The following is a 26,523-nucleotide window of genomic DNA, read 5'->3' as shown; positions in this document are numbered from 1 at the left end:
CCGATCAGCGCATTATTGCCCGCCACGGGCCCGACCACCTGTCGGTGCAACATCTCTTGCTCAGGGGAAATGGGGCCCTCAACGGGCAAAAAACGCCCTGTCGTTGCAAATTCAGGCCGAAGGCTTCCGCAACGTGCGCTTGGTCTGGCGCGCCGACAGGCTTGTCGCTGCCACGTGGCCGTTCTAGGCTGACTGAAAAACCGGACAGGGCAGAGACCCTTGCCGACAACAAGGAGACCCAAATGCTCAGATTTCTGATCGGTGCGACGTTCATGCTAGGAATGGTCTGCACATCCGCTATGGCGGCCCCGTTAAAACTCAAACCCGCCAATCCACAGCCCTCATCGGTCAAGAGCGGACTGAACGTAAGCTACGGATATTCCGAAACCAAATTCAAGATGTTGTCACGTGGCAAGCAGATCCTTGCCGCGAATCCGAAGCGCGGCAAGCCGTTGCGCGGGCTGGACTACCGCGAAAAGGAATTTGGTGAACTCAACCTGACAGCCACGCAGCCTTGGTATTTTGCGGCCAAGATCAAGGGCTACTATCGGTTTGACGCGCCGGGCGTCTACGACATCGAAATGTACACAAATGACGGCATAGATGCCCGTATCGGCGGCCAACGGGTCGGCCACATTTCCGGAATCACAAGTGGCTGTGAGACAACAGTCGTGACGCAGGTCGAAGCGCCGGTGGCCGGCTGGTATGATCTGGACATTCTCTATTTTCAGAATGCCGGAACGTCCTGCCTCATGATGAAGGCAGGACCGACGGGTCAAAAGCGGAGCTGGGTGCCGAACAGCGCGTTTGGCCGCTGATCCGGGGCCTATCGCGCCGTGGGTGACAGCAGGTACATCGCCTCAAGCGCGGCGCCGGGTTCGGCGCCGGGCATAGCCGCAGCAAAGAACTCTCGCATCTTTCCGCTGTTGAACAGTTCGGACACCACAGTGTCGACCAGCAGTCTGAAATCGGCATCGCCGCGCACCATCGCCAGCCCCTGTTTCTCGATGGTCAGGATCTCGTTCGAAATCATCATTTCGTTTGCCTTGGGACTGCTTCGGAACAAGCCCATCAGAATGGATTGGTCTGCGAAATAGGCGACGATCTCCTTGTCCTCCATTGCCGAAATGCCCTCCGCATGGCTTTCAAATGGTACCACATCCGCCGTCAGGCCCGCCGCGAGTAGCGATGTGTTGAGGGCTTCTTCGGTCGTCGTCGCACCGCGCACGCCAATTTTCTTGCCGGCGAGATCCTCCAGCGATCCTTGCGCGCCATTGGGAAGCAGGATCGAGGTTCCGTCGACATAGACCGGGTCAGAGAAATCGACAATTTCGCGGCGTGCAAGCGTGATGGTGGCCGCCCCGCACAGCAGATCGATCTCGCCGCTGGCGACCTTGTCAAAGCGATCCTCTGTGCTGACCGGAACAAAGCTGACATCCAGGTTTTCGAGTTGCAGCGCGTTGGCGATGGCCTGGGCGACGTTGATGCAGATCAGCGGCGTATATCCTGCCGGGTTACCCTCCTCATTCTGGTAGGATAGCGGCGCCGCATCGGTCCGATAGCCCAGCTTCATCTCGCCGGTCTCGAGAATCCGGTCTAGTGTCTGAGCCCCTACGGGGAATGCGAGCAGGGCAGTGGCAAAAAGCGATGGCAGAGTATGGCGCACGGAACGTTCCTTGTTTCTGAGGTTGTGCGAACACTACCCGTTAGAGGGTCATATGCCAGCACAAAACAAGATACGCGCGCAGACTGATCCGCGCGCGCCAGGGTGTGTGTTGTCGAGACAGTCAAAGCGTTTCGCGATACTCTCTCAAAACGCGACACCGCCTGAAATCATGGATTTCAACGCGCTAGGTTACGCCAAATGACCCACCTCATGCGCGAATCGCTCCAGGTCAGGACACATCCTTGTAGCTGATCTCGCGGATATCGCTGCCGGGCGCGGATTTTTCCCGCCGCATGATCAGCCGGTTGAGCGCGTTGACATAGGCTTTTGCACTCGCAACCACCGTGTCGGTATTGGCAGATTGGCCAGTCGAGATCATTCCGTCCTCTTCCAGACGCACCGACACCGTGGCCTGTGCATCCGTGCCCTCGGTGACCGCATGAACCTGGTAGAGCTGCAGGTGGGCGGCATTCGGAAAGAGATCGCGAATGGCCTTGAACGCGGCATCGACCGGGCCATCTCCGTGGGCTGTGGCGCTCGCATCCTTGCCGTCAATCTCCATCTCGACCGTGGCTTCGGCAGGTCCGCCCGTGCCGCAAACCACTTTCATCGACACGATTTGCAGGTGGTCGTTTTCAGGGTCTTCGCCCACCCGCATCAGCGCAATGATGTCATCGTCGAACACTTCCTTCTTGCGGTCGGCCAGTTCCTTGAAGCGCACAAAGAGGTCCTTGAGCTGGTTGTCACCCACCTCGAAGCCGAGTTGTTCCAGTTTGTCCCGCAAGGCGGCGCGGCCAGAGTGTTTGCCCATCACGAGATTGGATTCCGTCAAGCCCACGTCTTCGGGACGCATGATCTCGAAATTCTCGGGGTTCTTGAGCATTCCGTCCTGGTGAATTCCCGATTCGTGGGCAAAGGCGTTCTTGCCGACGATGGCCTTGTTGAACTGCACCGGAAAGCCGCTCACCGTGGCGACACGGCGGCTGATGTTCATGATCCGCGCGGTATCGACCCCGGTGTGCCAGGGCATGATGTCGTGGCGCACCTTGAGCGCCATGACAACCTCTTCGAGCGCGGTATTGCCAGCGCGCTCGCCCAGCCCGTTGATCGTGCACTCGATCTGTCGTGCGCCGCCGGCAACGGCGGCAAGGCTGTTGGCGGTCGCCATGCCCAGATCATTGTGGCAATGGGTGGCAAACACGACTTCGTCGGCACCGGGTACGTCGGCGATCAGCTTTCGGATCAGATCGGCACTTTCTTCCGGGGCGGTGTAGCCCACCGTGTCAGGAATGTTGATGGTGCTGGCGCCTGCCTTGATCGCGATTTCGACCACGCGTTTGAGATAGTCCCATTCGGTGCGTGTGGCATCCATCGGCGACCACTGCACGTTGTCACAAAGGTTGCGGGCATGAGTCACCGTCTCGTGGATCCGGTCGGCCATTTCATCCTGTGTCAGGTTCGGAATGGCGCGGTGGAGCGGAGAGGTGCCGATAAATGTGTGGATCCGGGGCTGCCTGGCGCTCCTGACCGCCTCCCAGCAGCGATCGATATCACCCATGTTGGCGCGGGCCAGTCCGCAAATCACACTGTTTCGGGCGTTTGCCGCGATCTCGCTGACGGCCTTGAAGTCGCCTTCCGACGCGATCGGGAAACCTGCCTCGATGATGTCGACGCCCATTTCATCCAGCAGACCGGCGATTTCGAGCTTTTCTGCATGGGTCATCGTCGCGCCGGGGCTTTGCTCGCCATCGCGCAAGGTGGTGTCGAAGATCAAGACGCGATCTTTGTCAGTTGTCTGTGTCATGTCGGGTTCTTTCGTATCTGTCCTAGAGCCAATGGCGCGCAGGCTGCATCCTCTGAGCGGGCGCGCCAGATGATGGCACGCTCAGAGGCGCGTTAGGATCAGCAGGCCGCGCAGCGACGCAGCGCCAGAGGCGGTCGCAAGGACGATATGTGCGGCATTGGTCATGGGCACAGCTTATATCGGTGCGGTCAAAAATGAAAAGGCTGTTTTTTCGGCACGGCGATCAGGCCCCGCCAGCGTAACGCCTCTGGCGCACACGCGCGGGGACTATTCTTGCTGCGCCGGCGCCTCGGGTTTCAGAGCGCCGTTCTCCCACTCGCCGCTCTCCTGCGCACCGCTGGCATAGCGCATGGTGCCTTCGCCATGCCGCTTTCCTTCGAGGAACGTCCCTTCATAGACATCCCCATTCGAATAGGTTGCACGGCCTTCACCGCTGATTGCGCCATTATTCCAGGCGCCTTCGTAGGAAAACCCGTTCTGCATCACGATCTTGCCGGTGCCGTGGCGCGCGCCCTTCTGGAATTGCCCTTCGTAAACAGAGCCATCTGCATAGGTTGCCTTGCCCGCCCCATGCCGCTGACCGTTGACCCAGTTTCCTTCATAGCGATACCCGTCGGAATAGGTCATGACGCCCTCGCCATGGTTGAGAGCGTTCTTGAATTCGCCCTTGTAGACGACACCATTGGGATAGACGGCAGTGCCGGTTCCTTCGATCACGCCCGCGTCCCAGCTGCCTTCATATGACGATCCGTCCGGATAGGTGATCTTGCCGGTGCCATCGGCGAGGTCGTCGCTGAATTCGCCGACATAGATGGAGCCGTCAGGATAGGTCACCTGGCCGTTTCCCGCAATTTTTCCGGCTTTCCATGCGCCGGTATAGACATAGCCGTCCGAGCCGGTGAAGGTGCCCGTCCCATCGCGGTGATCCTCTGCAAAGTCGCCTTCGTAATTGTCGCCGTTGTCGTAGTCGACGCGCCCTTTGCCCTGTCTGCGCCCGCCGACGAATTGCCCGGTGTACTTGTCGCCATTGGGCTGGATCAGAGTGCCGGTGCCGTCGAACTGGCCGTTTTTCCATTCACCTTCGTAGATCAGCCCATCGGGCAGGGTCAGCTTCCCGGTGCCCGCGCGTTTCCCGGCCAGAAGCTCGCCGTCATAAATCGCGCCGTCCGCATAGGTGATGACTCCTTTGCCCTGCTTGACGCCATCAACCCAGTCCCCGACATATCGATATCCGTCCGGGTTCTGCATGGTGCCGGTGCCATGATGCTGGGCATTGCGAAATTCGCCCTCAAAGCGCACCCCGGTCGCATATACGGCAACGCCACGCCCGTTGATCGTGCCATCGTCCCATTCACCCTCATAGGTGCCGCCATCGGCAAAGGTGATCTTGCCGGTGCCCTGTGGTTTTCCCTTGGCGAACGTACCCTCGTAGACCGCGCCGTTGGGAAACTGTGCGACGCCATTGCCGATGATTTCGCCATCCACCCAGTCGCCCGTGTATTCATACCCGTTGGGAAGCGTGTAAGTGCCGGTGCCATGCTGCAACCCGCCGCGAAATGTGCCTTCGTAGACGCCGCCGATGTCGTCCTGCTTGGTCAGGACCTGATCGGTCTGCGCCAGAACCGGGCCAGCCGGAGCAAGAGCCACCAACAGTGCAGTGGTCGCTGAAAATCGGCGTATTGCGGTTGGAAATGTCATGAGATGCCCTGTTGCCCGATGTGCTGGCGGCTTTTGCGCCATATGTGCTGAAATTAGGCGAGCGTGCGACATTGAGCAATGTCTTTTGCCGCTGCTCCCTTTCGCTCGGGCGGTGATCTGCTAAATGGCAGGGGATGGTTCTGGGCATGAGGGCAGTATGACTGACCGATTTCGCGTGACACTGGCGCAACTCAATCCGGTTGTCGGTGATTTGGCCGGCAATGCAGACAAGGCGCGCACCGCGTGGGAGCAGGCCCGCGGGGCGGGTGCCGACCTTGTAGCGCTGCCTGAAATGTTCATCACCGGCTACAACGCGCAGGACCTGGTCATGAAACCGGCGTTTCATACGGCGGCGATCGAAGCCGTCCGCGCTTTGGCCGCTACATGCGCCGACGGGCCGGCAATGGCCATTGGCAGCCCTTGGGTCGAAGGCACCGAACTTTACAACAGCTATCTGATCCTCAAGGGCGGGCGGATCGTCAGCAGCGTGTTGAAGCATCATTTGCCCAATGAAACGGTGTTTGACGAGGTCCGGATTTTTGATGCGGGCCCCTTGGGTGGCCCCTATGCGATCGGCAATGTGCGCATCGGCTCTCCGATCTGCGAAGATGCCTGGCATGATGACGTGGCAGAAACCCTGGCGGAAACCGGTGCAGAGTTTCTGTTGGTGCCCAATGGCTCGCCCTATTATCGCAACAAGTTCGAAACGCGATTGAATCACATGGTTGCCCGCGTGGTCGAGACCGGTCTGCCCCTGATCTACCTGAACATGGTGGGCGGGCAGGATGACCAGGTGTTTGACGGCGGCAGCTTCGCGCTGAATCCCGGCGGGGAACTGGCGTTGCAGATGCCGCTGTTTGACGAGGCGATCACCCATCTTGATCTGGAGCGCACCGATGCCGGATGGCGTGTTTTACCCGGTGTCGAGCATTCCCATCCAGATGAATACGAACAGGACTATCGCGTGATGGTCACGGGTTTGCGCGACTACATGGCAAAATCGGGATTCAAGAAGGTGCTGCTGGGTCTGTCGGGCGGCGTCGATAGCGCAATTGTCGCGACGATCGCCGCCGATGCGCTTGGCCCGGAAAATGTGCGCTGTGTGATGTTGCCGTCCGAATACACCAGCAAGGAGAGCCTTGCGGATGCCGAGGCCGTCGCCAAGGCGCTTGGCTGCCGTTATGACCATGTGCCGATCGGCGAAGGTCGTGCGGCGATCACAAACACGCTTGCACCGCTGTTTGAAGGCACAGAGCCGGGGCTCACCGAAGAGAACATCCAATCCCGGCTGCGGGGGTTGTTGCTCATGGCGATGAGCAACAAGTTTGGCGAAATGTTGCTGACCACCGGAAACAAATCCGAAGTCGCGGTCGGGTATGCCACGATCTATGGGGACATGGCCGGTGGTTACAATCCGATCAAGGATCTCTACAAGACGCGGGTGTTCGAAACCTGCCGCTGGCGCAACGAAAACCATCGCGACTGGATGATGGGACCGGCGGGCGAAGTGATCCGCCCCAACGTGATCGACAAGCCGCCGACGGCGGAACTGCGTGAAAACCAGAAGGACAGCGACAGCCTGCCGGACTATCCCGAACTGGATGCAATGCTGGAAATTCTCGTGGACAGGAACGGATCGATTGCAGATTGCGTCGCGGCCGGGTTTGACCGGGCCACGGCCCAGAAGGTCGAGCGGCTGATTTACATGAGCGAATACAAGCGCTTTCAGTCTGCGCCGGGTCCACGACTGACCAAGGGGGCGTTCTGGCTCGACCGGCGTTATCCCATCGTCAACCGTTGGCGCGACCCTAGCTGATCATTCCCACCAGCGGTCAATCCGGGCGATATCAGCATCGGACCAGCCAAAGTGATGGGCGAATTCATGGATCGTGACATGGGCGATCAGTTCGTCCAGCTGGACGGGCTTTCGTGCACGCCATTCCGCAAGGATCGGTTCGCGGAACAGCCACACGGTGTCCGGCTGCGCCGGTTGATCCCAAACGGATTTCACCGTCATCGGCGTGCCTTCGTACAGACCCGTCAGGTCCAGCGGATCCGAAATTTCCAGATTGTGCAGCATCTCTTGCGATGGCCAGTCGGCTACGCAGAGCGCGACCGCGCGAGCAGGTTCGCGAAATGCGTCGGGCAGGGCTCTGACAGTATTGCGGGCGACGCTGGCAAAATGGTCAAGCGAGTGGGGCTGGTGCATCTGATACATATGTGCAGGCATTGCCATCGAACAACGTGGCAGCGTTACTAGATCTGATCGTCGTGACAAATGTGGTTGAATGGCGGGCGTCAAGGCCCGCCATGAATCGCTACAACATCAGCTGATAGCTGTGCGGAACGTAGTGGAAGCCATCGCCGCGCGTTTCCACATATCCAACGGCAGGCCAGGGCATGTGATAGCCGATCATCGGCATTTGCTCGGATGCCAGCATATCCAAAAGCTTGCGCCGGGTCTGCGCCGCCATCTCCTTGTCCCGGTCGAATTTCACCTCCCAATCCGGGTGCGCGAGCGACCAGACATAATGGTTGGCGAAATCCGCCCCGATCAGCAACTGCTTGCCCCCGCTCTCGAGCAGGTAGGTCATATGTCCCGGCGTGTGACCAAAGGCTTCCATTGCGGTGACACCGCCGGTCACATCCGCGCCGCCCTCGATAAAACTGGTCTGTTCGGCGAGGGGGCGCATCTGTGCTTCGAAAGTCTCGTTGCCTGACATGTCCCACGCCTCGAATTCAACCGATCCGGTCACATAGCGGGCATTGGGATAGGTCGGTGCGCCGTCATGCATCAAGCCGCCGATATGGTCGCCGTGCATATGCGTGATGACGACGACGTCCACCATGTCGGGAGTGTAACCGGCTGCGGCCAGCGCCACGGTGGTGCCTTCGGCAGACAGGCCGGTGTCAAACAAGACCAGCTCGGCGCCGGTATTCACAATCGTCGGGGTAAAGAAGAACTGTGCCTGATCGATCGGAAGATGTGCGGCATCCGAGGCGTTCTTGAAGTCTTCGGCGGAGACGTTCATGCCGAAAATGGTCTGTGGATCCGGAACCGCGCGGCTTCCTGCAAGGATCGTGGTGACCTCGAAATCGCCCAGCTTGAAGCGATTGTAAGGTGCGCTTCCGGCGCCCATCATGGGGGCTGCGGCGCGGGTTTGCGTGGCGGCTGCGGCCAATGGCAACGCGGCGGCTCCGGCAAGTGCGGTGCGACGGGTCAGTTTAATCATCGGGGTCCTCCATTGATCTGTGCATCCATTCGACGATAGGGCAGAATCGGAAAATGGCCATAACGTGACGTCCGTCAATTGGCCGCGTGCACAGATATGTGATAGGGCTGCGCCATGGCCGCGAACAAGACCCAGCCAACCGAGGTCTCCGTCGGCGAGTTTCTCGCTGGCGTAGAACCACCGCGTCGTGCTGAGGACGGGCAGAGGCTGGACCAGCTGTTTCGCGATGTCACTGGCTATGAACCACGCCTGTGGGGGCCGAGCATCGTTGGTTATGGGCGATACCACTACGTGTATGCAAGCGGGCGGGAAGGCGATTTTCTCGCCACCGGATTTTCGCCCCGCAAGGCGGCTCTGTCGATCTACATCATGCCGGGATATGCCGATTTCGGGGATATTCTGGATCGGCTCGGCAAGCATCGTATCGGAAAATCCTGCCTTTACGTGAACAAGCTGGCGGATATTGACTTGGAGGTGTTGGCCGAGCTGATCCGCGCGGGGTTGGACAATCTTGAAACGCATTGGCCGGTGCTTGCGGAATAGGCTGGCGGTGGGCGCTCTGGCTGGACAATGGCCCATGCCTGTGACAACTGATCGCCGAACAGGAGACGCCCATGACAACCACCCGTTTTGCCCCATCACCCACCGGCTACATCCATGTCGGCAACCTGCGCACGGCGCTGATGAATTATATGATCGCGCGCAAGTCGGGCGGAACCTTCATTCTGCGCATCGACGATACGGACCCGGAGCGTTCCAAGGAAGCCTATGTGGACGCGATCAAGGAAGACCTCGACTGGCTGGGCCTGCATTGGGATCGGGTCGAGCGGCAATCCGAACGGCTGGACCGCTATGCGGAGGCAGCGGACCGGTTGCGCGAGATGGGCCGGTTTTACGAGGCCTTCGAGACTCCGACCGAGTTGGACCTGAAGCGCAAGAAGCAGCTGAATATGGGCAAGCCCCCGGTTTATGATCGCGCGGCTCTGAAATTGAGTGACGCCGAGAAAGATGCGTTGCGGGCAGATCGGGGCAACGGGGTCTGGCGGTTCAAGCTGGATCAGGAACGGATCGAATGGACCGATGGCATTCTGGGCGACATTTCGATTGATGCCGCCAGCGTCAGCGACCCGGTACTGATCCGTGGCGATGGCCAGGTGCTCTATACGATTGCGTCCGTGGTCGATGATACCGAGATGGGGGTCAGCGACGTGGTGCGCGGATCAGATCACGTGACAAATACCGCGACACAGATCCAGATCATCCGGGCGCTCGGATCGGAGCCGCCGCGTTTTGCCCATCATTCGCTGTTGACCGGACCGCAGGGCGAAGCGCTGAGCAAGCGGCTGGGAACGCTGGCCTTGCGCGACCTGCGCGAACGCGGCGTGCAGCCGATGGCGCTGTTGAGCCTCTTGGCGCGGCTTGGGTCAAGTGACCCTGTGGAGTTGCGCAGCAACATGGACGAGCTGATCGCGGGATTTGATATCTCCCGGTTTGGCAGTGCTCCGACCAAGTTCGATGTCGAGGATCTCTTTCCTCTGACCGGTCATTACCTGCAGGGTCTGCCATTATCGGAGGTGCGCGCCACGGTCTCTGCTGCCGGTGTGCCAGATGATCTTGCCGAGGCGTTCTGGTTGATGGCGCGTGACAACATCACCACGCTGGGCGATCTGGAGGCATGGTGGACCCTGTGCCGGGATGGGGCCGAGCCGCTGATCGCGGATGAAGATCGGGAATTTGTCGCGCAGGCCATGTCGCTCTTGCCGGAGACACCCTATGATGCCGAGACCTGGAGCAGTTGGACCGGTGCCGTGAAGGCGGCGACGGGACGCAAGGGCAAGGGTCTGTTCATGCCGTTGCGTAAGGCCGTGACGGGGCTTGAGCGTGGGCCGGAAATGGCGGCGCTGATGCCCCTGATGCAGAAGGTGCGTGCGCGATCCTGATCAAACGTCCGGGAGCGCCGCCTCTGAAGGAGCCTCCGGCGGGAGTATTTCGACAAAGCTGAAGCGCTGGTTGTTTCAGGTTACCGGCGCGGTGACAATCCGGACGGGCAGTGCGGCAAGGCGGTCGTCGACATAGGCGGTCTGATCCGCCGTCAGCTGCTGGTGGCGTGGATAGCGTGGGGCGCTGCGGTCGTCGAGGATTGGAGAGTCCCAGCCTTTTGTCGTGGCAAAGAAGCGATCCGCGCCGCTTTCGCCGAACTCGCGCAGATAGCCCTGGATCACCACGTCGAGATAGCTGAGCAGGATCGGATAGCCGTCTGTCGGCGTGGTGTGCCGGGATTCGGGAACGGCGTAGACGGCGATATCAACTGGCGTGCTCACAGGGTGAGAAACCGATCGGGTGGCCGGCACCCGGTCATAGGCCCATTCCCGTTGGTCCAATGCCTCCCAGTCGCCGCCCGGCACATGGGCAATCATCCCGTCAATTTCCACGCCCGGCGCGGGAACGGCGGTCAGGAACGCGACGGGGCGCAGATCGGTGTGCCGCCAGGCGCGGCACCAGCCCCGCAGGCGGGCCGGGTGCGGATCGGCGAAATCATGCGTCGCCCGGTTCACGAGGCTGCCATATCCGAAAAAGTAGGGTTCCGCGATCATCCGGTTTTTGCTTCGCCACAATTGATGTGTATCAAACCACTTTTTCGCGCGATGTGCGACAAGTTGCAATCCGAAGTATGCGGGGGGCATGTCCGTGAGGATTACCAAGAGAACCAACATCGCGGCGCGGCTGTTGATGTATTGTGCGGCCAATCAGGCGCGTCTGGTCACCAAGACCGAGATCGCGGAGTGTTGCAACGTGTCGGAAAACCACCTGGCACAGGTGATCAACCAGCTGAGTCAGCTTGGGTATCTGGACACGCATCGCGGACGCAATGGCGGGATGAGGCTTGCGCGTGGGGCCGACACGATCCGGATTGGCGACGTGTTTCGCGACGTCGAGGGCGAACCTCCGGCCACGGAGTGCTTTGCGGATGCGGATAACAGCTGTCCGTTGGTGTCGTCCTGTCGGCTTCGGTTGGCGCTGACCGATGCGGTCTCGGGGTTTTATTCGAGCCTTGACGAGATCACTCTGGATGCATTGGTGTGCGACAATACCGATCTGCTGAGAATGCTGCAGCCGATCGCCTGTTCACGCTGATCATTCCCGCCCGCGCAGGACCTGAGCCGGGCGGGTGGCCAACGGGCGCCAGGCAAAACCGAGACCTGCCAACAGTGTCGCCAGAATACCGCCGCCTACGATCCCAAGTGCCGATGGCCAGATCACGCTGAACCCTGTGTCCATGATAAAATGGCTGACCGCCCATCCGCCGGCGATGCCGGCTGCCAGCGCGACGGCGCCTGCGGCGGCACCCAGCATGGCGGCGCGCAACGCAAAGCTGGCAAGGATGCGTGTCCGCGCTGCACCGAGTGTTTTCAGCACTGCGGCTTCGTAGGTGCGGGCCTGTTCGCCGGCGGCGGCGGCACCGATCAAGACGAGGAAACCGGTCAGCAGAGTCGCCGCCGCGCCGTAAGATGTGGCCGCAGCCAAGCCCGCCAACACCTCGGATGCGCGGTCGATGGCGTCGCGCACCCGAATCGCGGTGATGTTTGGGTAAGCGTTGGCAAGGTCGCGGAGAATCTGCGTTTCTGCGTCTTCTTCGGCGTAAACGGTTGCGATGAAACTGTGCGGTGCGCCAGCCAGGGCAGAGGGACTCATCGACATGACAAAGCCCAGCCCGCCGGTCGAAAAATCGACCTCGCGAAAACTGGTGATGGTGGCGGTGATGTCGCGGCCCAGAATGTTGACGGTGAGCGTATCACCCAGGTTCAGGCCCAGTTCGGCGGCTTCTTCGGCGGCAAAGCTGATCAGGGGCGGGCCGTCATAGTCGGGCGGCCACCATTCCCCGGCGATGAGGCGTGTCGTCTCGGGCATCTCGGCTGCATAGGTCAGACCCCGGTCCCCTTCGACAACCCAGTGCCCGCCTGCGACCTCTTGCGCAGGCCGCCCGTTGATGCGGGTCACGACACCGCGCAGCATCGGGGCGGTTTCCACGCGGCTTACGGCGGGATCTGTGGCCAGCCGTTCGGTGAACCCATCAATCTGATCCTGTTGGATATCCACGAAGAAATAGGACGGGGCAATGTCCGGCAGGTTGCCGGATATGGCGTTGCGCAGGTTGCCATCGATCTGCCCGACTGCGGCAAGGACCGACAGGCCCAGGCCGAGCGACAGAACAACCGAGGTCGCGCCTTCGCCGGGGCCGGAGATCGCGGTCAGGGCCCACCGCAGCGCCGGGCGGCCCCGCGCGATGGTGCCGCTGCGCCGTGCGAGGGCGCGGATTAGGATGGCGGAGATCGCCAGCAGGGCCAGCGCAAAGGCAAGCCCGCCGGTGGTCCATAGCGTCAGGCGCGCGGTTCCGCTGAACCAGGCTGCGAGGCCAATCAATGTGGCAAGGCCAACGCAGAGTGCCACGAGGTAGCGTACCGGTGGCAGCAATCGTGCACCACCCAACGCATCGCGGAACAGGGTCGCGGCGCGGACCTCTTCGGTGCGCGCCAAGGGCCAGAGGGTGAAGATCAGTGCGGTCAGCAGCCCGTAAAGCCCGGCCTCGGCCAGTGGCGCGGGGTAGATGGCAAAGGCGGCCGGAATCGGCAATTGCGCCTCGATCAATGGCGCGACAAGGATCGGCACCAGAGCACCGAGGCTCAGACCAAAGATGATGCCGACCAGAGACAACAGGCCGACTTGCAAGAAATAGGTCTGAAAGATCGTCGCCCGGTCTGCGCCAAGGGTGCGCAGTGTTGCAATGACGCTGGTCTTGCTGGCGAGATAGGCCCGGACAGCGGCGGATACGCCAACACCGCCGACGGCGAGCCCCGACAGGCCGACCAGCACCAGGAATGACCCCAGACGGTTTACGAATTCGGCGACTCCCGGCGCGCCGTTGCGGGCATCGGACCATCGCAGCCCCGAGTTCTCGAAGCGGGCGCGGGCCTCGGTGGCGAGTCTGTCGAGATCGCTGTCAGGGGGGAGGGCGAGACGGTACTTGGTCGAGAAAAGAGAGCCGGGGGCCAAAAGGCCAGACTCTGCCAAGGCACCGGTGGCAACCAGCGTTCTGGGCCCAAGACCGAACCCTTCGGATGCGCCATCGGGTTCATGCACCAGCGTGGCCATCAACACGAAGTCCTGTGTTCCCAGGCGGAAGGTATCGTCGGCGACAAGCCCGAGCCGGTCCATCAACACCCGGTCCATCACGGCACCGGGCAACCCATCGCGCCCGGCCAGCGCCTGATCCAGCGGCATGTCGGGTGCCAGGCGTGCAGTGCCGATCAGGGGATAGGCGTCATCGACCGCCTTGACCTGTGTCAGGCCGCGTTCGGTCTCGCCGTCGCGTGATACGACGGCCATGGATCGGAAATCGACAATCTCGGAAATCTCGGTGGCTGTGTCGCGCATCCAGAGGCGTTCGTCTTCGGAGGCAAACCGATAGGTGAATCGCATCTGGGCGTCACCACCCAGCAGCGCAGCACCTTCGCGGGTCAGCCCCGCCTCGATCGAGGCACGGATCGTGCCGATGGCGGCAATCGCGGCGACCCCCAGCGTCAGACAGGCGAGGAAGATGCGGAACCCTTGTAGCCCGCCGCGCAACTCACGCCGGGCAAAGCGCGCGGCGAGACGCAGGCTCATTCGGCCGCCTTCCGGTCGGTCTGCGGGGTGATACATCCGTCGCGCAGGCGGATCACACGGTCACAGCGTGCGGCGAGTTCGCCGGAGTGGGTCACGAGGATCAGCGTCGCGCCGTGACGGTCGCGCAGACCGAACAAGAGGTTCATGATCGCGGCACCGTTGGCCTCGTCCAGGTTGCCGGTGGGTTCGTCCGCCAAGAGGATATGTGGGCGGGGTACAGACGCGCGGGCAAGGGCCACCCGTTGCTGTTCACCGCCGGACATCTGGGCCGGATAGTGATCGGCCCGGCTGGCAAGACCCACGGTTTCCAGTTCGGCGGCGGCCCGGTCAAAGGCGTCCTTTGCACCGGCCAGCTCAAGGGGTGTGGCCACGTTTTCGAGCGCAGTCATGGTCGGGATCAGGTGAAAGGACTGGAACACCACGCCCATGTGATCGCGGCGAAACCGGGCCAATGCATCTTCGTCCATCTCGGTCAGATCGTGGCCAAGTGCCGTGATCGACCCGGAGCTGGCCTTTTCCAACCCACCCATCAACATCAGGAGCGAGGATTTTCCCGAACCGGATGGTCCGATCAGCCCGAGCGTTTCCCCCCGGATCACGTCCAGAGTGATTGAATGCAGGATATCGACGGGCCCGGCATTGCCATTCAGCGACAAAGAGGCATCTTTGAGAGAGAGGATTGGCTCGGTCATGGGCCCCGGTTCATTAGGTGTACAAGATGGCATATGGAGTGATTGGTGAAATGCGCAAGGTCTTAGCCGGCATAGTATTTTCGGTTTGCGGGTTTTCAGCCAGTGCCGAGCAAGTGACCATCGCCGCCCTCGGGGACAGCCTGACACAGGGCTATGGGTTGGTCCAGCAAGATGGGTTCGTGCCGCAATTGCAGGGATGGCTTGCCGATAACGGCGCGGATGTGGTCCTGATCAATGCAGGTGTGTCGGGCGATACCACGGCAGGCGGCGCGGCGCGTGTCGCTTGGACGCTGACGCCAGAGGTTGATGGCGTGATCGTTGCTCTGGGGGGCAATGACCTGCTGCGCGGGATCGATCCGGACGTGAGCCGGAGCAATCTGGCCAAAATCCTCGCGGCCGCTTTGGAGGCAAACGTCGAGGTCCTGCTGGTCGGCATGCAGGCGCCGGGCAACTATGGCCCCGAATACAAGGAGACGTTTGATGCCATCTATCCGGAGTTGGCCGAACAATATGATGCGCTCTACGAGGAGAGCTTTTTCGCTGGAATTGCGGGAGAAACGCCTGATCCGTCAGAGATGCGCGGATACATGCAAGAGGACGGGATACATCCCAACCCGGACGGCGTGCAGCGGATTGTCGAGGTCATCGGGCCGCGCGTTCTGGACCTGATCAATCGTATCGAGATGGCGGATTAGGCGATGCCGGGCCGGGTGTTCCTGACCGATCCGCCCGAGGTGATCGCGGCGACGTTTGGTGCATCAGCCGCGCCAATCGCCGACGAGCAACCCCGACACAACATTGCGCCGGGTCAAGACGTCGTGGCCTTGACGGATGCCGGTCTGACCCGGATGCGATGGGGAATGATCCCGGTTGGACGGGTCAATGCGCGGGGGCGGCCCGTGATGGAAACCATCGTCAATGCGCGCGCGGAAACCGTGTTTGACAAATCGGCGTTTGCCGGCGTCGGGCGGGCGGTTCTGCCGGTCAATGGCTGGTATGAGTGGACCGGAGAGAAACGTCGCAAGACCGCGTGGCGGATCACGCCTATGGAGGGTGGTTTGCTCTGTTTCGCGGCCATCACGGATGTTTGGGAGGCACCCAACGGACAGCGGCTGCACCAACTCGCGACGGTCACCTGCGCGCCATCCGGTGACGTGCGGGACGTGCACCACCGCATGGCTGTGATCCTTGAGCCCGAGCAGGTATCAGCATGGCTGCGCGCACCGGAGGCGGACTTGAGCCGGTTGATGCGCCCTTGGCCCGATGGTCGGCTGACGGTCGAGCCAGCGACGGACGTGAACTGGGAGGCGCCTTGAGATCAGTCAGGAATTTCCAGCATCCGCAGACCATCATGCGTGTACCTGGATCGGATCGCCCCATCATCACCAGGGTGAAAGGCGGGATCCTGCGGCAGACAACCGAGCCCACAAACCTGCACTGCGATCATGGCGGTGCTGTCGATGTACCAGAGGCGGCCGCCGGGGGTCGAGATATAGCCGTTGACCCCTTCGCGCGCGTCGCTCTCCATGTCGCGGCTGGTCGGAAACTCGGCAGGTACATCGGGGTCATAGGCCCCATGACTGTGCAACGACGCGATCAACGATACCTGGCTGTCGGGCATGGCGGGCGTACATCCATCGTGCCCCCCGCGTACCATTTCGGTCACCAGTATCGCTCCATCTGCAGTGTGCCCAAGGTATCCGCAATATTCACGATCTGTCGCGAAGGACAGCCGCTGGACACGGACGAGCCAGTCCTTTGCCGCGGCAACATCCTCGTCCGGCGGCAGCGTCACGGCGGGTTGGGCCAGCAGCAGCGTCAGGGCCATCAGGGCGAATGCGACGAGCACCGGGTCAACCGGGCAGGATCAGCTCCGACAGCATCTGGATCACAGCACGGTGACCACTGTGCCGATCGGAACCCGTTGATACAGGTCAACCACATGTTCGTTCAGCATGCGGATACAGCCGTTTGATGCAGAGTGGCCGATGGTCTCGGGCTGGGTGGTGCCGTGGATGCGGAAATAGGTATCGACGCCGTTCTGGAACAGGTAGAGCGCGCGCGCGCCCAAAGGGTTGTCCGGCCCGCCGGGTTGCACATAATCATTGCCCTTGAAGCGGCCATAGGTTTGGGGGCTGCGTTCGATCATCTCGTCCGTAGGACGCCAGGTCGGCCATTCCTTCTTGACGTCGATTGTTGCCGTGCCGGTGAATTCGAGGCCCGCCTTGCCGACCCCGACACCGTAGCGGATCGCCTTTCGTGGTTCGGTCACGAAATAGAGGTAATAGGAGCGCGGCAGGATGAGCATCTGCCCGGGCAGATATTCCTTCTTGATGCGCACGAATTGCGGAGTGGGATCGAATTCCTGGCTTTGTGCAGTCGCGAGGCTCGGGGCGATTGCGGCGGCGGAAGTCGTGGCGAGGAAAGAGCGGCGTGTAAACATGACGGGTCTCTGATCTTGGTACAATGGATACTTTCGAATCATACTTGGTTGTTGTGAACGTCGGGTCAATGGTCTGTCGGGCCCGGACGGCCCAGTGTAGCAAGGGCTGCGGCTGTGAAAGCACAGGTTGCGATCCATCCGAAGAACCAGAATCGGCCCGCGATGATTGCCTCTCCATAAGAGGCGGCAAAAGTGTCCTTGCCTGCGCGGGCGAGCATGAAAGCGACAAAGGCGAGAAGGATCGATAGTCCGAGCGTTGCAAACTGGGGGAGGCGTGCCCGGCCTGCGGCCCATGCCAAGGCCTATGAGCAGTCCGACCCAGACCACCTTGTCCGCCCAAAAGGGATGTGCACCGAGGATCTGTGGGATGCCGGTCAGATACGCAGCAACAGCGCCGATCAGCGGTAGGAGAACGAAAGTGAATGCAGACATGACCAACCGTCTATCGCGGATCGGTGCCCTGTGTGAGAGGGGTAACAGAGGTGTGATTCTTTGCGACTACAAGTCAAACCCGAGGCGACCGGCGGCCCAGATCATCGCGCTGTAGAGCAGTACCGTCAGAAGACAGCCAAGCCCAAGGGCGATCCAGAAGGACCAGCCGCGACTGAGCAGTGCCGGGATCAGCAGGAACATCGGCAACGATGGCAACACGTACCAGAAGGTCGCCATCGAATGCTGTGCCATGTTCGCCGCGTCCGGTTTGCCGCGCCAGAGCCAGATCATCCCCAGTACCGAGATCAGCGGCAGCGAGGCAATCAGCGCGCCGAGCGCGGGTTGCCGTTTGGCGACCTCGGAAACGATCGCGACGATGACGCCGGAGAGCAGCGCTTTGGCCAGAAAATACCACATGCAGTGACTGTGCAGCGTCGGCGGGCGCGTGGCAATCATCGTCATCCGTGCGCATGAAAAAAAGGCGGACCAAAGCCCGCCTTTCGAACAACTTTCCGATCAGTGATTCGGTATCAGGCGAGCGCCAGGTTGGTTGCGCTCTCGCGGCCGTCGCGGCCTGCTTCGACGTCGAAGGTCACTTTCTGGTTGTCGGCCAGGCCGGTGAGGCCTGCGCGTTCAACGGCAGAAATGTGAACGAAGACGTCCTTGCTGCCGCCGTCGGGTGCGATAAAGCCGAAGCCTTTAGTTGAGTTGAACCATTTCACGGTGCCAGTGGCCATATCCGTGGTCTCCTGTTTTGGTTGCTGTCCGCGGAGTGCGACAGCCCGGCGTGGTTGGTCTGGATCGAAGACTGGCCGGCCTATAGAGGGAGACAGTGGGTCGAAAAAGATAACGTTAGCGCTGTGGCGTATCGCATTTCGTCCTTCATCGCGCAAGAGAAATTGTGGCGCTTTCGCAAGGCGGCGGGAAGACGCCGGTCGGTGCTTGGCCATGATGTCACGATCAAACGGACGGCAACGGTGTCTTCAGACTGTCTTTTTGCACGAAAAAAGTGTATGGTTGCAATATGATATCGGTATGAAGGAGGGGATGATGACCTATATCACGATCACCACCTGGGAGATTTCAGACGGGACCGACTATGATGTTGCGATGCAAAATATTCGCGACAAGCGGATGCCCGCGCTCAAGGAACTCGGGGCTACACGGGTGAGCGTTGTGCGCACCAGCGACCGGACCAGTGCCGCGATCACCGAATGGCCGGACGCGGCGACCCGGGACGCGGCGGAACGGGCGATCGAAGCGGTGCGCAAGAAAATCCACACCGAAGATTTCTCGCGGATGACCGGCGAGATGAAAGGCGAGGTCGTCGCTGAAGGGTAACGATTGCACTGACGCAACCGACTCAATATTCGATGTTCTCCCATTCGAGCGCCACCTAGCGGAAACGCCTGAGCTTTTTCGCAGAAAAGGCGTAGGCGTGCAGTGTATTGTGGAGCAATGCTCGAGAGGCTGACTGCCATAGGATGGCTGGTTCTGAACACCCAGTGGAAACGTCCCCGGATCATTTCCGAGACGTGCTTGACCCACCCTTCATACCGCAGGCGTGCCATCTATTGATTGGCGCACCTCTGGTGCGACGGCGAACGCGACTGCGTCACCGCCGGGGCCGTTGGCTCTCTGCGGCCTCAATCGTTACACCGGAGCGATTGCAAGACAGCCTCCGCCCTGCGGTCTGGAGCTAATGTACTGCCGCTGATTTCAGTTGGATTGCAATTCTCAACAAAGAAAGATCTGAACATTAAAGGTATGAGGGTACCGATGCTACAGGCAGCTCAGCGCTCGTTAGGGTGACTGCTCTTCATCAACAATTTTTGGCGGCACTTCAAATTTCTTGGCTTTTTCAAAAGCCTCAGCCCACATGAATGGATCAGTGCCAAAATGTGTGGAGGCACCAAACGATTTGAAATCGAGCGCCGGAATTGTGCCGCTACGTACCCACAACTCTCTATCTTCCTCCGACAAAGCCACGCCAGTTTCAGCTAATAGGAGCAAAACCGCGAACCGCCGTGCTGGTAGCGCATTCTCAGCGTTGTCTCCGCTCAAAAGTGCAAGCGCTATCTTCGTCTTCTCGATCGAATGCCCCTCATCCTCGGTGAAGAATGAAAATCCCGAGGATGCAAGTACGCCGAGAAGAACAAGTCCACCGGAAATCAACGAAGTCCTAGTTTGGGTTTTTGCAGTTTCCTTAGATATTTTATCCTGCGCCTCAGAAACGAATTCTCTGACTGAGGCTTCGACTAAGCGTCTAACATCGTCCGACACAAACTACCTCGTGAACTTTTTGAACTTCAACCGCTTGGGTTCCAGCGCATCCGCGCCCAGTCTCCGCTTCTTGTCCTCTTCATAGTCCTCAAAATTCCCCTCGAACCATTCGACATGGGCGTCGCCTTCAAATGCGAGGATATGCGTGCAAATCCGGTCGAGGAAGAAGCGGTCGTGGGAGATGACCACGGCGCAGCCGGCGAAGTCGACGAGGGCGTCTTCGAGCGCGCGGAGGGTTTCGACGTCGAGGTCGTTGGTGGGTTCGTCGAGCAGCAGCACGTTGCCGCCTTCTTTCAACAGACGCGCCATGTGCACGCGGTTGCGTTCGCCGCCCGACAGCAGGCCGACTTTCTTCTGCTGATCGCCGCCCTTGAAATTGAAGGACGAGCAATAGGCGCGGGAGTTGACCGAGGCGTCGCCAAGTTCGATGAGTTCCGCGCCGCCGGTGATGGCTTCCCACACGGTGTCGTCGTGCTTGAGGTCGTCGCGGCTCTGATCGACATAGGAGAGATCGACTGTGTCGCCGTATTCGATGCTGCCTGCGTCTGGCTTTTCCTGTCCGGTCAGCATCTTGAAGAGCGTTGATTTACCCGCGCCGTTGGGGCCGATGACGCCAACGATGCCGCCGGGAGGGAGCGAGAAGTCGAGCCCTTCGATCAGCTGCTTGTCGCCCATGTGCTTGGCGAGGCCGGTGACCTCGATCACCTTGGAGCCGAGGCGTGGGCCGTTGGGAATGACGATCTGCGCACGCGACAGCTTTTCGCGTTCGGATTGTTCGGCGAGGTCGTTGTAGGCGTTGATCCGGGCTTTGGACTTGGCCTGCCGGGCCTTGGCCCCTTGCCGCATCCATTCCAGTTCGCGCTCCAGTGTTTTCTGTTTGGATTTGTCTTCGCGGGCTTCCTGCGAGAGGCGTCTGGCCTTTTGTTCCAGCCAGGCGGAGTAATTGCCCTCGTAGGGAATGCCGCGGCCGCGGTCGAGTTCGAGGATCCAGCTGGTGATGTCATCCAGGAAATAGCGGTCGTGGGTGACAATCAGGATGGTGCCCTTGTAATCGATCAGGTGCTGTTGCAGCCAGGCGATGGTTTCCGCGTCCAGGTGGTTGGTCGGCTCATCCAGCAGCAGCATGTCCGGGGCTTGCAGCAGCAGTTTGCAGAGTGCGACGCGGCGGCGTTCCCCACCCGAAAGAGACGCGATGTCGGCGTCATCGGGGGGGCAGCGCAGGGCCTCCATCGAAACGTCGATCTGGCTGTCGAGATCCCAGAGGTTCTCGGCGTCGATCTTGTCTTGCAGCGCGGCCATTTCGTCGGCGGTTTCGTCGCTGTAGTTCATCGCAAGTTCGTTGTAGCGGTCGAGGATCGCCTTTTTCGGTGCTACGCCCAGCATCACGTTTTCGCGCACGGAGAGGGTTTCGTCGAGGCGTGGCTCCTGCGGGAGATAGCCGACCTTGGCGCCCTCGGCGGCCCATGCCTCGCCGCTGAAGTCGGTGTCGATACCCGCCATGATTTTCATGAGGGTCGACTTGCCCGCGCCGTTGACACCGACGACACCGATTTTCACGCCGGGCAGGAAATTCAGGTGAATGTTCTCAAAGCACTTCTTGCCGCCGGGATAGGTCTTGGAGACCCCTTGCATGTGATAGACGTATTGATAGGCAGCCATGTCAGAACTCCGCGTCGGAAATAGGGTTGGGCCTACTTAGACAGTCGGGGTGGCAAGCGCAATCGCCCGCTCGCGTGCCGGCATTTGGGATGCCTCCGGCGGGAGTATTTGTGCAAAGATGAAATGTGGGTGCGCGTTTTTTTGGCTGGCAGGCACGTGACCTGTTTCGCTCGCAACGCGGTGCATGACGCATACGATGATATTTGGAGATATGGCAGCGCGAGAGTGGCTTCTGTTTGACACTTCGGACGTTTTGCGAGCATCTCTGCCACAATGCGCTGTGAGTTTCCCCAAGCCCGACCGGGCCAGAGCATCGGTCTCTTCGGCGGGTCGTTTGATCCGCCCCATGCGGGGCATGTGCATGTCACCCGCGAAGCGCTGAAGCGGTTCGGGTTGGACCGGGTCTGGTGGCTGGTGTCACCGGGCAACGTCCTGAAGACGCGGGGGCCCGCACCCATGAAGCGGCGATTGCAGGCCGCGCGGGAGATCATGGACCATCCGCGGGTGACGGTCACGGGCATCGAAGAACGTCTTGGGACAAGAGCGACAGCGGATACCCTGGCGCGTCTACGGGCGCTCTATCCCGGCGTTCGATTTGTCTGGCTGATGGGAGCGGACAACCTGGCACAGTTTCATCGTTGGAAGGATTGGCAGGACATCATGCAGACGGTGCCGCTGGGTGTTTTGGCGCGCCCGGGTGACCGGATATCGGCGCGGATGTCGCCAGCCGCGCGCATCTATCGCCAGTATCGGATCAGCGGACTCGCGAGCCAGTCGTTGATACATGCCCGTGCGCCAGCCTGGTGTTTCGTGAATGTTCCGATGGTCGACCTGAGTTCGACCGCAATCCGCGCGCAACGACGCAATGACTAACACAGCGGAGCAGGTGACACACGGCTGACTGAGCGTATTTCTTCTCTGGATATTGAGTTGTTTCGGGTCGGTTTCGGGCGATGTGAACTGCAAGTCAGCTGCGTGTTGGCGCTTGTATTCGCGGTTGAACGGGGTTTACTGTCAGAACTGTCCGGCTGTTTGGTGCCGGAACCGAGGCGCTGACGGAAAACACGACTTGATCAGTCAAAACAACGTGACTTGCGGATGAATACAGACAGAACGCGACGCTTTGTTTTGGGCGGCCTCGGGGCGCTCATGCTGCCGGGGTTTGCACAGGCTGCGCCGCCGGAAATGTCCTTGCGCCCACGCGCGCGCAGTGCTGATTTCGCCCGAAAGGCCGGGGGCGGTATCGAGGCCTTGATCGCCCGGTTCGGGCTGAGTGGTGCCGTTGTTTGCGCGGTTGCAGATGTACAGACAGGGCTGGAGCTGGAGGCTGCGGACGGGGCGACGGGCTTGCCGCCCGCCAGCGTGGCCAAGGCACTGACGGCGCTATATGCTCTGGAAACCTTGGGGCCGAGTTATCGTTTAAAGACCCGGCTACTGGCCGCAGGGCCTGTCAGCAACGGCGTGTTGCAGGGGGATTTGATCCTGGCTGGTGGCGGCGACCCTATCCTGACAACCGATGATCTGGCAGTGATGGCGTCGGACCTCAAAAAGGCCGGTATCCGCGAGGTGCGCGGTGCCTTCAAGATCTACGAAGGCGCGTTGCCCTTTGTGAACACGATCGATCCCGGACAGCCCGATCACGTGGGATACAGCCCTGCAGTGAGCGGGATTGCGATGAATTTCAACCGCGTGCATTTTGAGTGGCGTGCGTTGGGCAAGAGCTATCGCGTCGCAATGGATGCCCGCACGGAGCGTTATCGGCCCGAGGTTGCGATGGCGCAGATGAAAGTCGTATCGCGCAGTTTGCCGGTTTACACCTACGAGGATGCGGGCAGCGTCGACCAATGGACGGTTGCACGTGGGGCGTTGGGTGGCGGCGGTGCTCGTTGGCTGCCGGTGCGGCGGCCGGGCCTCTATGCCGGGGATGTGTTTCGGACCATGGCGCGGGCGCAAGGGATCGTTTTGCCTGCGGCCAAGTTGACCGGTGGGGTGCCGCTGGGTGCCGATATGCTGGTGCTTCATGAGAGCGCCCAACTGGTCGCGATCGTCAAGGCAATGCTGAAGTATTCTACCAACCTGACGGCGGAAATGGTCGGGATGACGGCCACGGCGGCACGGGAGGGCAAGCCCGGCTCGTTGCAGGCGTCGGCAGCCGCCATGAGTCGCTGGGCGGCGGAACGGTTCGGGATGACCGGAACGCAGATGGTCGATCATTCGGGACTGGGCGAAGCGTCACGGATGACGCCGCAGGATCTGGTTGGCGCCCTTGTACAAGCGCGCAAGGACGATGCGCTGCGCCCGTTGTTGAAGCCCTTTGTGCTGCGCGATGCAGAGGGGCGTACAAACAAGGAGCATCCGATCAGGGTGAACGCCAAGACCGGTACGCTGAACTATGTGTCGGGACTTGGCGGATACATGACTGCGCCGGACGGAACCGAGCTGGCCTTCGCGATCTTTGCTGCGGATACGCGGGCGCGTGGCCGGATTCGGCGCGCCGACCGGGAACGGCCAAAGGGCGCGCGCAGTTGGAACCGCCGCGCCAAGACATTGCAGCAGCAGTTGATTGAACGATGGGGTGCGCTCTATGGGTCTTGAGGCAGAGCCGTGGGAAATCCAGGGTAATTTGCGTTCGATCTGAATCACCTAACGCTGACTGAATTTATGGATTTCAAGGCGTTAGGCGATACCAGATGACCCAATTTGAACACGAAACGGTTTGGACCACTGGCACTGAACCTTGTCAGGTCACGTGTCGGGCGCGGGAGCCCCGCTCGATTGCGGCCGCATGGAGCCGGTCGATATTTAGTTCGTAGCGAATCTCTTCCAGCAGGCGCAGTTCCGGTTCGTGCAGTGCGCCGTCCGCCGCTGCCACGTCGCAGGCCAATGCATATGCGGTTTCAAACAACCGTTCGGGCAGATTGTCGCGAATGAGACCAAAAAGCGCATCCAGGCCGTCCTCTTGCTCGAACAGGTCAAACACCACTTGTGCGGTTTCCTTGAGGCGGTCGATATCATACTCGGCAAACACCGGGAGCATGTTGATCGAGGACTGGATCTTGACCAGTTCGGAGGTGCGCAGGTTCTCATCGGAAGCGGAGACCGCGATCATCAGCGCGACGAGGCAATCCTGCGAGCTGAGTTGGTTTGGCGGAGAATCTGGCACTGCTGGGCTTCCTTTTGGGTCATGCGGTGATGACGGCAGATTATTGGGCGCGCGCGCGCAGCACAATAGCCAGCGTCGGCAACCTGCCCGCAGGGGCAGCGTATCGGGAAAGCGCGTGCCGTGTTGACGGGACCACGACAGCGCAATAGGGAGTGCACCACTGCTGCGCGGGGTGCGCGGCCCCTGTTCTCGGAGTGTCTCATGTCTGAATTGCGCGAAGCTGCACTGGCGTCCAAGGCCTGGCCTTTCGAGGAAGCCCGCAAGCTGGTGAAACGCTATCAGAAGGCGCCGCCGGAAAAGGGTCACGTCCTTTTTGAAACCGGGTACGGGCCGTCCGGGTTGCCGCATATCGGCACCTTTGGCGAGGTTGCGCGCACGACGATGATCCGCCGGGCCTTTGAGGCGATCAGCGATATTCCGACGCGGCTGATCTGTTTCTCCGACGATCTGGACGGGATGCGCAAGGTGCCCGGAAATGTACCCAACCCGGAGCGGTTGCAGCAGCATTTGCAGCGCCCGCTGACAAGCGTGCCCGATCCGTTCGAGGAATATGACAGCTTTGGTGCGCATAACAACGCGATGCTGCGCCGGTTCCTGGATACGTTCGGGTTTGACTATGAGTTTATCAGCGCGACCGAATACTATCGGTCGGGGCAGTTTGATACGGTTTTGCTGCGTGCCGCCGAACGCTATGATGATATCATGGCAGTGATGCTGAAATCGCTGCGCGAGGAGCGGCGCCAGACCTACTCGATCTTCTTGCCGATCCATCCTGAGAGTGGACGGGTGATGTACGTGCCGATGAAACACGTGGATGCGGATAACGGGACCATCACCTTTGACACCGAGGATGGCGAGGAAATGACGTTGCCTGTGACGGGCGGCAACGTGAAATTGCAATGGAAGCCCGATTTTGGGGCACGCTGGGCGGCTCTGGATGTCGATTTCGAGATGTACGGCAAGGATCACAGTACCAATACGCCGATCTATGACCGGATCTGCGAGATCCTTGGCGGGCGCAAACCAGAGCATTTTACATACGAGTTGTTTCTGGACGAGAACGGGCAGAAGATCTCCAAGTCGAGCGGCAACGGGCTGACAATCGACGAGTGGCTGACCTATGCGAGCACCGAGAGCCTGTCCCACTTCATGTATCAGAAACCCAAGACCGCCAAGCGGATGTATTTTGACGTGATCCCAAAGGCGATGGACGAATACCACCAACAGTTGCGGGCCTATCCGGACCAGGAGCTGAAGGCACAGGTCAACAATCCGGTCTGGCACATCCACGCTGGCGACGTTCCTGTTTCGACTCTGATCGTACCGTTTTCCATGTTGCTGAACCTGGCGTCGGTGTCCGGTGCCGAGGACAAGGAACACCTGTGGGGCTTTATCCGTCGCTACGCGCCCGAGGCGACATCCGAGAGCCATCCTGATTTGGATGCTGCGGCGGGCTATGCGGTGAAATACTTCAATGACTTCGTCAAACCGACGCGCAGCTATCGAGCGCCGACTGAGGCCGAGCGCGAGGCGCTGCTGGACCTGCGCGCACATCTGGCTGCCTATGACGGCCGGATCGAAGACGAAGCGTTGCAATCCATCGTTTACGCGGTCGGACGCGACAGGTTTGATCCGCTCCGGGCTTGGTTCACAACGCTGTACGAAGTGCTGTTGGGGGCAAGCCAGGGGCCAAGATTTGGCGGCTTTATCGCCCTCTATGGCGTGGATGAGACAGTCGCGCTCATCGACAAGGCGTTGGCGGGCGAAATGGTTTGAACCAGCGCAA

The 26,523-nt window shown here is 60.5% G+C and carries 26 protein-coding genes; 11 read left to right on the top strand and 15 right to left on the bottom strand.

Annotation, left to right across the window (positions count from 1 at the left end; genetic code table 11):
- Window positions 1–242: 242 nt before the first annotated feature.
- Window positions 243–818: a hypothetical protein gene (locus QO231_RS14125; protein WP_316777522.1), complete on the top strand. Its 576-nt coding sequence runs from the start codon at window positions 243–245 to the stop codon at window positions 816–818.
- Between the two features lie 8 nt (window positions 819–826).
- On the opposite strand, the gene QO231_RS14120 is transcribed toward QO231_RS14125, so the two are convergent.
- The 3 genes from QO231_RS14120 to QO231_RS14110 form a co-directional block, all read right to left on the bottom strand.
- Window positions 827–1,666, bottom strand: coding sequence for an amino acid ABC transporter substrate-binding protein (locus tag QO231_RS14120; RefSeq protein ID WP_316777521.1), 840 nt, complete (start codon window positions 1,664–1,666; stop codon window positions 827–829).
- 229 nt (window positions 1,667–1,895) lie between these two features.
- Window positions 1,896–3,470: a 2-isopropylmalate synthase gene (locus tag QO231_RS14115; RefSeq protein WP_316777519.1), complete on the bottom strand. Its 1,575-nt coding sequence runs from the start codon at window positions 3,468–3,470 to the stop codon at window positions 1,896–1,898.
- A gap of 267 nt (window positions 3,471–3,737) precedes the next feature.
- Window positions 3,738–5,168, bottom strand: a complete 1,431-nt coding sequence (locus tag QO231_RS14110; RefSeq protein WP_316777516.1) for an MORN repeat-containing protein — start codon at window positions 5,166–5,168, stop codon at window positions 3,738–3,740.
- 157 nt (window positions 5,169–5,325) lie between these two features.
- Between QO231_RS14110 and QO231_RS14105 the strand changes: the two genes are divergently transcribed.
- Window positions 5,326–6,984 (top strand): NAD+ synthase, encoded by a 1,659-nt coding sequence (locus QO231_RS14105; RefSeq protein ID WP_316777514.1) that lies wholly within the window; start codon window positions 5,326–5,328, stop codon window positions 6,982–6,984.
- Here the strand turns inward: QO231_RS14105 and QO231_RS14100 are convergent, their stop codons facing one another.
- Together QO231_RS14100 and QO231_RS14095 are read right to left on the bottom strand one after the other, a co-directional pair.
- Window positions 6,985–7,398, bottom strand: a complete 414-nt coding sequence (locus QO231_RS14100; protein ID WP_316777782.1) for a metallopeptidase family protein — start codon at window positions 7,396–7,398, stop codon at window positions 6,985–6,987.
- Window positions 7,399–7,486: 88 nt separating this feature from the next.
- A complete protein-coding gene (locus QO231_RS14095; RefSeq protein ID WP_316777511.1) occupies window positions 7,487–8,401 on the bottom strand; it encodes an MBL fold metallo-hydrolase in 915 nt (304 codons plus the stop codon).
- A gap of 114 nt (window positions 8,402–8,515) precedes the next feature.
- Here QO231_RS14095 and QO231_RS14090 point away from each other — a divergent pair, with 114 nt between their 5' ends.
- A complete protein-coding gene (locus QO231_RS14090; RefSeq protein WP_316777508.1) occupies window positions 8,516–8,944 on the top strand; it encodes a DUF1801 domain-containing protein in 429 nt (142 codons plus the stop codon).
- Between the two features lie 71 nt (window positions 8,945–9,015).
- On the top strand, window positions 9,016–10,341 hold the full coding sequence (gltX, locus tag QO231_RS14085; protein ID WP_316777505.1) for a glutamate--tRNA ligase: 1,326 nt from the start codon (window positions 9,016–9,018) through the stop codon (window positions 10,339–10,341).
- Between the two features lie 75 nt (window positions 10,342–10,416).
- Here gltX and QO231_RS14080 read toward each other — a convergent pair whose 3' ends face one another.
- Complete coding sequence (locus tag QO231_RS14080; RefSeq protein WP_316777778.1) at window positions 10,417–10,992, bottom strand: gamma-glutamylcyclotransferase family protein; 576 nt, start codon at window positions 10,990–10,992, stop codon at window positions 10,417–10,419.
- 97 nt (window positions 10,993–11,089) lie between these two features.
- Here QO231_RS14080 and QO231_RS14075 point away from each other — a divergent pair, with 97 nt between their 5' ends.
- Window positions 11,090–11,536 (top strand): RrF2 family transcriptional regulator, encoded by a 447-nt coding sequence (locus QO231_RS14075; RefSeq protein ID WP_316777503.1) that lies wholly within the window; start codon window positions 11,090–11,092, stop codon window positions 11,534–11,536.
- On the opposite strand, the gene QO231_RS14070 is transcribed toward QO231_RS14075, so the two are convergent.
- Window positions 11,537–14,065 carry an ABC transporter permease gene (locus QO231_RS14070; protein WP_316777501.1) on the bottom strand — a complete coding sequence of 843 codons (2,529 nt, stop codon included), beginning with the start codon at window positions 14,063–14,065 and terminating at the stop codon, window positions 11,537–11,539.
- Window positions 14,062–14,757, bottom strand: coding sequence for an ABC transporter ATP-binding protein (locus QO231_RS14065; RefSeq protein WP_316777499.1), 696 nt, complete (start codon window positions 14,755–14,757; stop codon window positions 14,062–14,064). Before QO231_RS14065 ends, QO231_RS14070 begins: the two co-directional genes overlap by 4 nt.
- A 26-nt stretch (window positions 14,758–14,783) precedes the next feature.
- Between QO231_RS14065 and QO231_RS14060 the strand changes: the two genes are divergently transcribed.
- Both QO231_RS14060 and QO231_RS14055 read left to right on the top strand, forming a co-directional pair.
- Window positions 14,784–15,452, top strand: a complete 669-nt coding sequence (locus QO231_RS14060; RefSeq protein ID WP_316777497.1) for an arylesterase — start codon at window positions 14,784–14,786, stop codon at window positions 15,450–15,452.
- Between the two features lie 3 nt (window positions 15,453–15,455).
- Window positions 15,456–16,073 carry an SOS response-associated peptidase gene (locus QO231_RS14055; RefSeq protein ID WP_316777494.1) on the top strand — a complete coding sequence of 206 codons (618 nt, stop codon included), beginning with the start codon at window positions 15,456–15,458 and terminating at the stop codon, window positions 16,071–16,073.
- A 2-nt stretch (window positions 16,074–16,075) separates the two neighbouring features.
- Here QO231_RS14055 and QO231_RS14050 read toward each other — a convergent pair whose 3' ends face one another.
- The 4 genes from QO231_RS14050 to QO231_RS14035 all read right to left on the bottom strand — a co-directional run bounded on the left by QO231_RS14050 (window position 16,076) and on the right by QO231_RS14035 (window position 18,369).
- Window positions 16,076–16,606 (bottom strand): DUF4329 domain-containing protein, encoded by a 531-nt coding sequence (locus QO231_RS14050; protein ID WP_316777492.1) that lies wholly within the window; start codon window positions 16,604–16,606, stop codon window positions 16,076–16,078.
- Between the two features lie 39 nt (window positions 16,607–16,645).
- A complete protein-coding gene (locus tag QO231_RS14045) occupies window positions 16,646–17,200 on the bottom strand; it encodes a L,D-transpeptidase (protein WP_316777486.1) in 555 nt (184 codons plus the stop codon).
- 498 nt (window positions 17,201–17,698) lie between these two features.
- Entirely contained in the window at window positions 17,699–18,094 is a 396-nt protein-coding gene (locus QO231_RS14040; RefSeq protein ID WP_316777481.1) for a DUF3147 family protein, read from the bottom strand.
- Window positions 18,095–18,162: 68 nt separating this feature from the next.
- The gene (locus tag QO231_RS14035; RefSeq protein ID WP_316777478.1) at window positions 18,163–18,369 is read right to left on the bottom strand and encodes a cold-shock protein; all 207 of its coding nucleotides are present in this window, start codon (window positions 18,367–18,369) and stop codon (window positions 18,163–18,165) included.
- Between the two features lie 313 nt (window positions 18,370–18,682).
- Here QO231_RS14035 and QO231_RS14030 point away from each other — a divergent pair, with 313 nt between their 5' ends.
- Complete coding sequence (locus tag QO231_RS14030; RefSeq protein WP_316777476.1) at window positions 18,683–18,973, top strand: hypothetical protein; 291 nt, start codon at window positions 18,683–18,685, stop codon at window positions 18,971–18,973.
- 462 nt (window positions 18,974–19,435) lie between these two features.
- On the opposite strand, the gene QO231_RS14025 is transcribed toward QO231_RS14030, so the two are convergent.
- Window positions 19,436–19,915: a hypothetical protein gene (locus QO231_RS14025; RefSeq protein WP_316777473.1), complete on the bottom strand. Its 480-nt coding sequence runs from the start codon at window positions 19,913–19,915 to the stop codon at window positions 19,436–19,438.
- Window positions 19,916–19,918: 3 nt separating this feature from the next.
- Entirely contained in the window at window positions 19,919–21,574 is a 1,656-nt protein-coding gene (gene ettA / locus QO231_RS14020; RefSeq protein WP_316777470.1) for an energy-dependent translational throttle protein EttA, read from the bottom strand.
- Between the two features lie 273 nt (window positions 21,575–21,847).
- Here ettA and QO231_RS14015 point away from each other — a divergent pair, with 273 nt between their 5' ends.
- Window positions 21,848–22,447 carry a nicotinate-nucleotide adenylyltransferase gene (locus tag QO231_RS14015; RefSeq protein ID WP_316777468.1) on the top strand — a complete coding sequence of 200 codons (600 nt, stop codon included), beginning with the start codon at window positions 21,848–21,850 and terminating at the stop codon, window positions 22,445–22,447.
- A 225-nt stretch (window positions 22,448–22,672) separates the two neighbouring features.
- Window positions 22,673–24,169, top strand: coding sequence for a D-alanyl-D-alanine carboxypeptidase/D-alanyl-D-alanine endopeptidase (gene dacB, locus QO231_RS14010; protein WP_316777465.1), 1,497 nt, complete (start codon window positions 22,673–22,675; stop codon window positions 24,167–24,169).
- Window positions 24,170–24,314: 145 nt separating this feature from the next.
- Here the strand turns inward: dacB and QO231_RS14005 are convergent, their stop codons facing one another.
- Entirely contained in the window at window positions 24,315–24,683 is a 369-nt protein-coding gene (locus tag QO231_RS14005; protein WP_394356604.1) for a tellurite resistance TerB family protein, read from the bottom strand.
- Window positions 24,684–24,938: 255 nt separating this feature from the next.
- Between QO231_RS14005 and QO231_RS14000 the strand changes: the two genes are divergently transcribed.
- The gene (locus QO231_RS14000; RefSeq protein WP_316777461.1) at window positions 24,939–26,513 is read left to right on the top strand and encodes a lysine--tRNA ligase; all 1,575 of its coding nucleotides are present in this window, start codon (window positions 24,939–24,941) and stop codon (window positions 26,511–26,513) included.
- Window positions 26,514–26,523 lie beyond the last annotated feature (10 nt).

Origin of the sequence: Sedimentitalea todarodis, from assembly GCF_032595355.1 — a bacterium.
Lineage (GTDB): Bacteria > Pseudomonadota > Alphaproteobacteria > Rhodobacterales > Rhodobacteraceae > Sedimentitalea > Sedimentitalea todarodis.
Note: the sequence above shows the minus strand (reverse complement) of the source record. Positions and strands in the feature narration are given on the sequence as shown.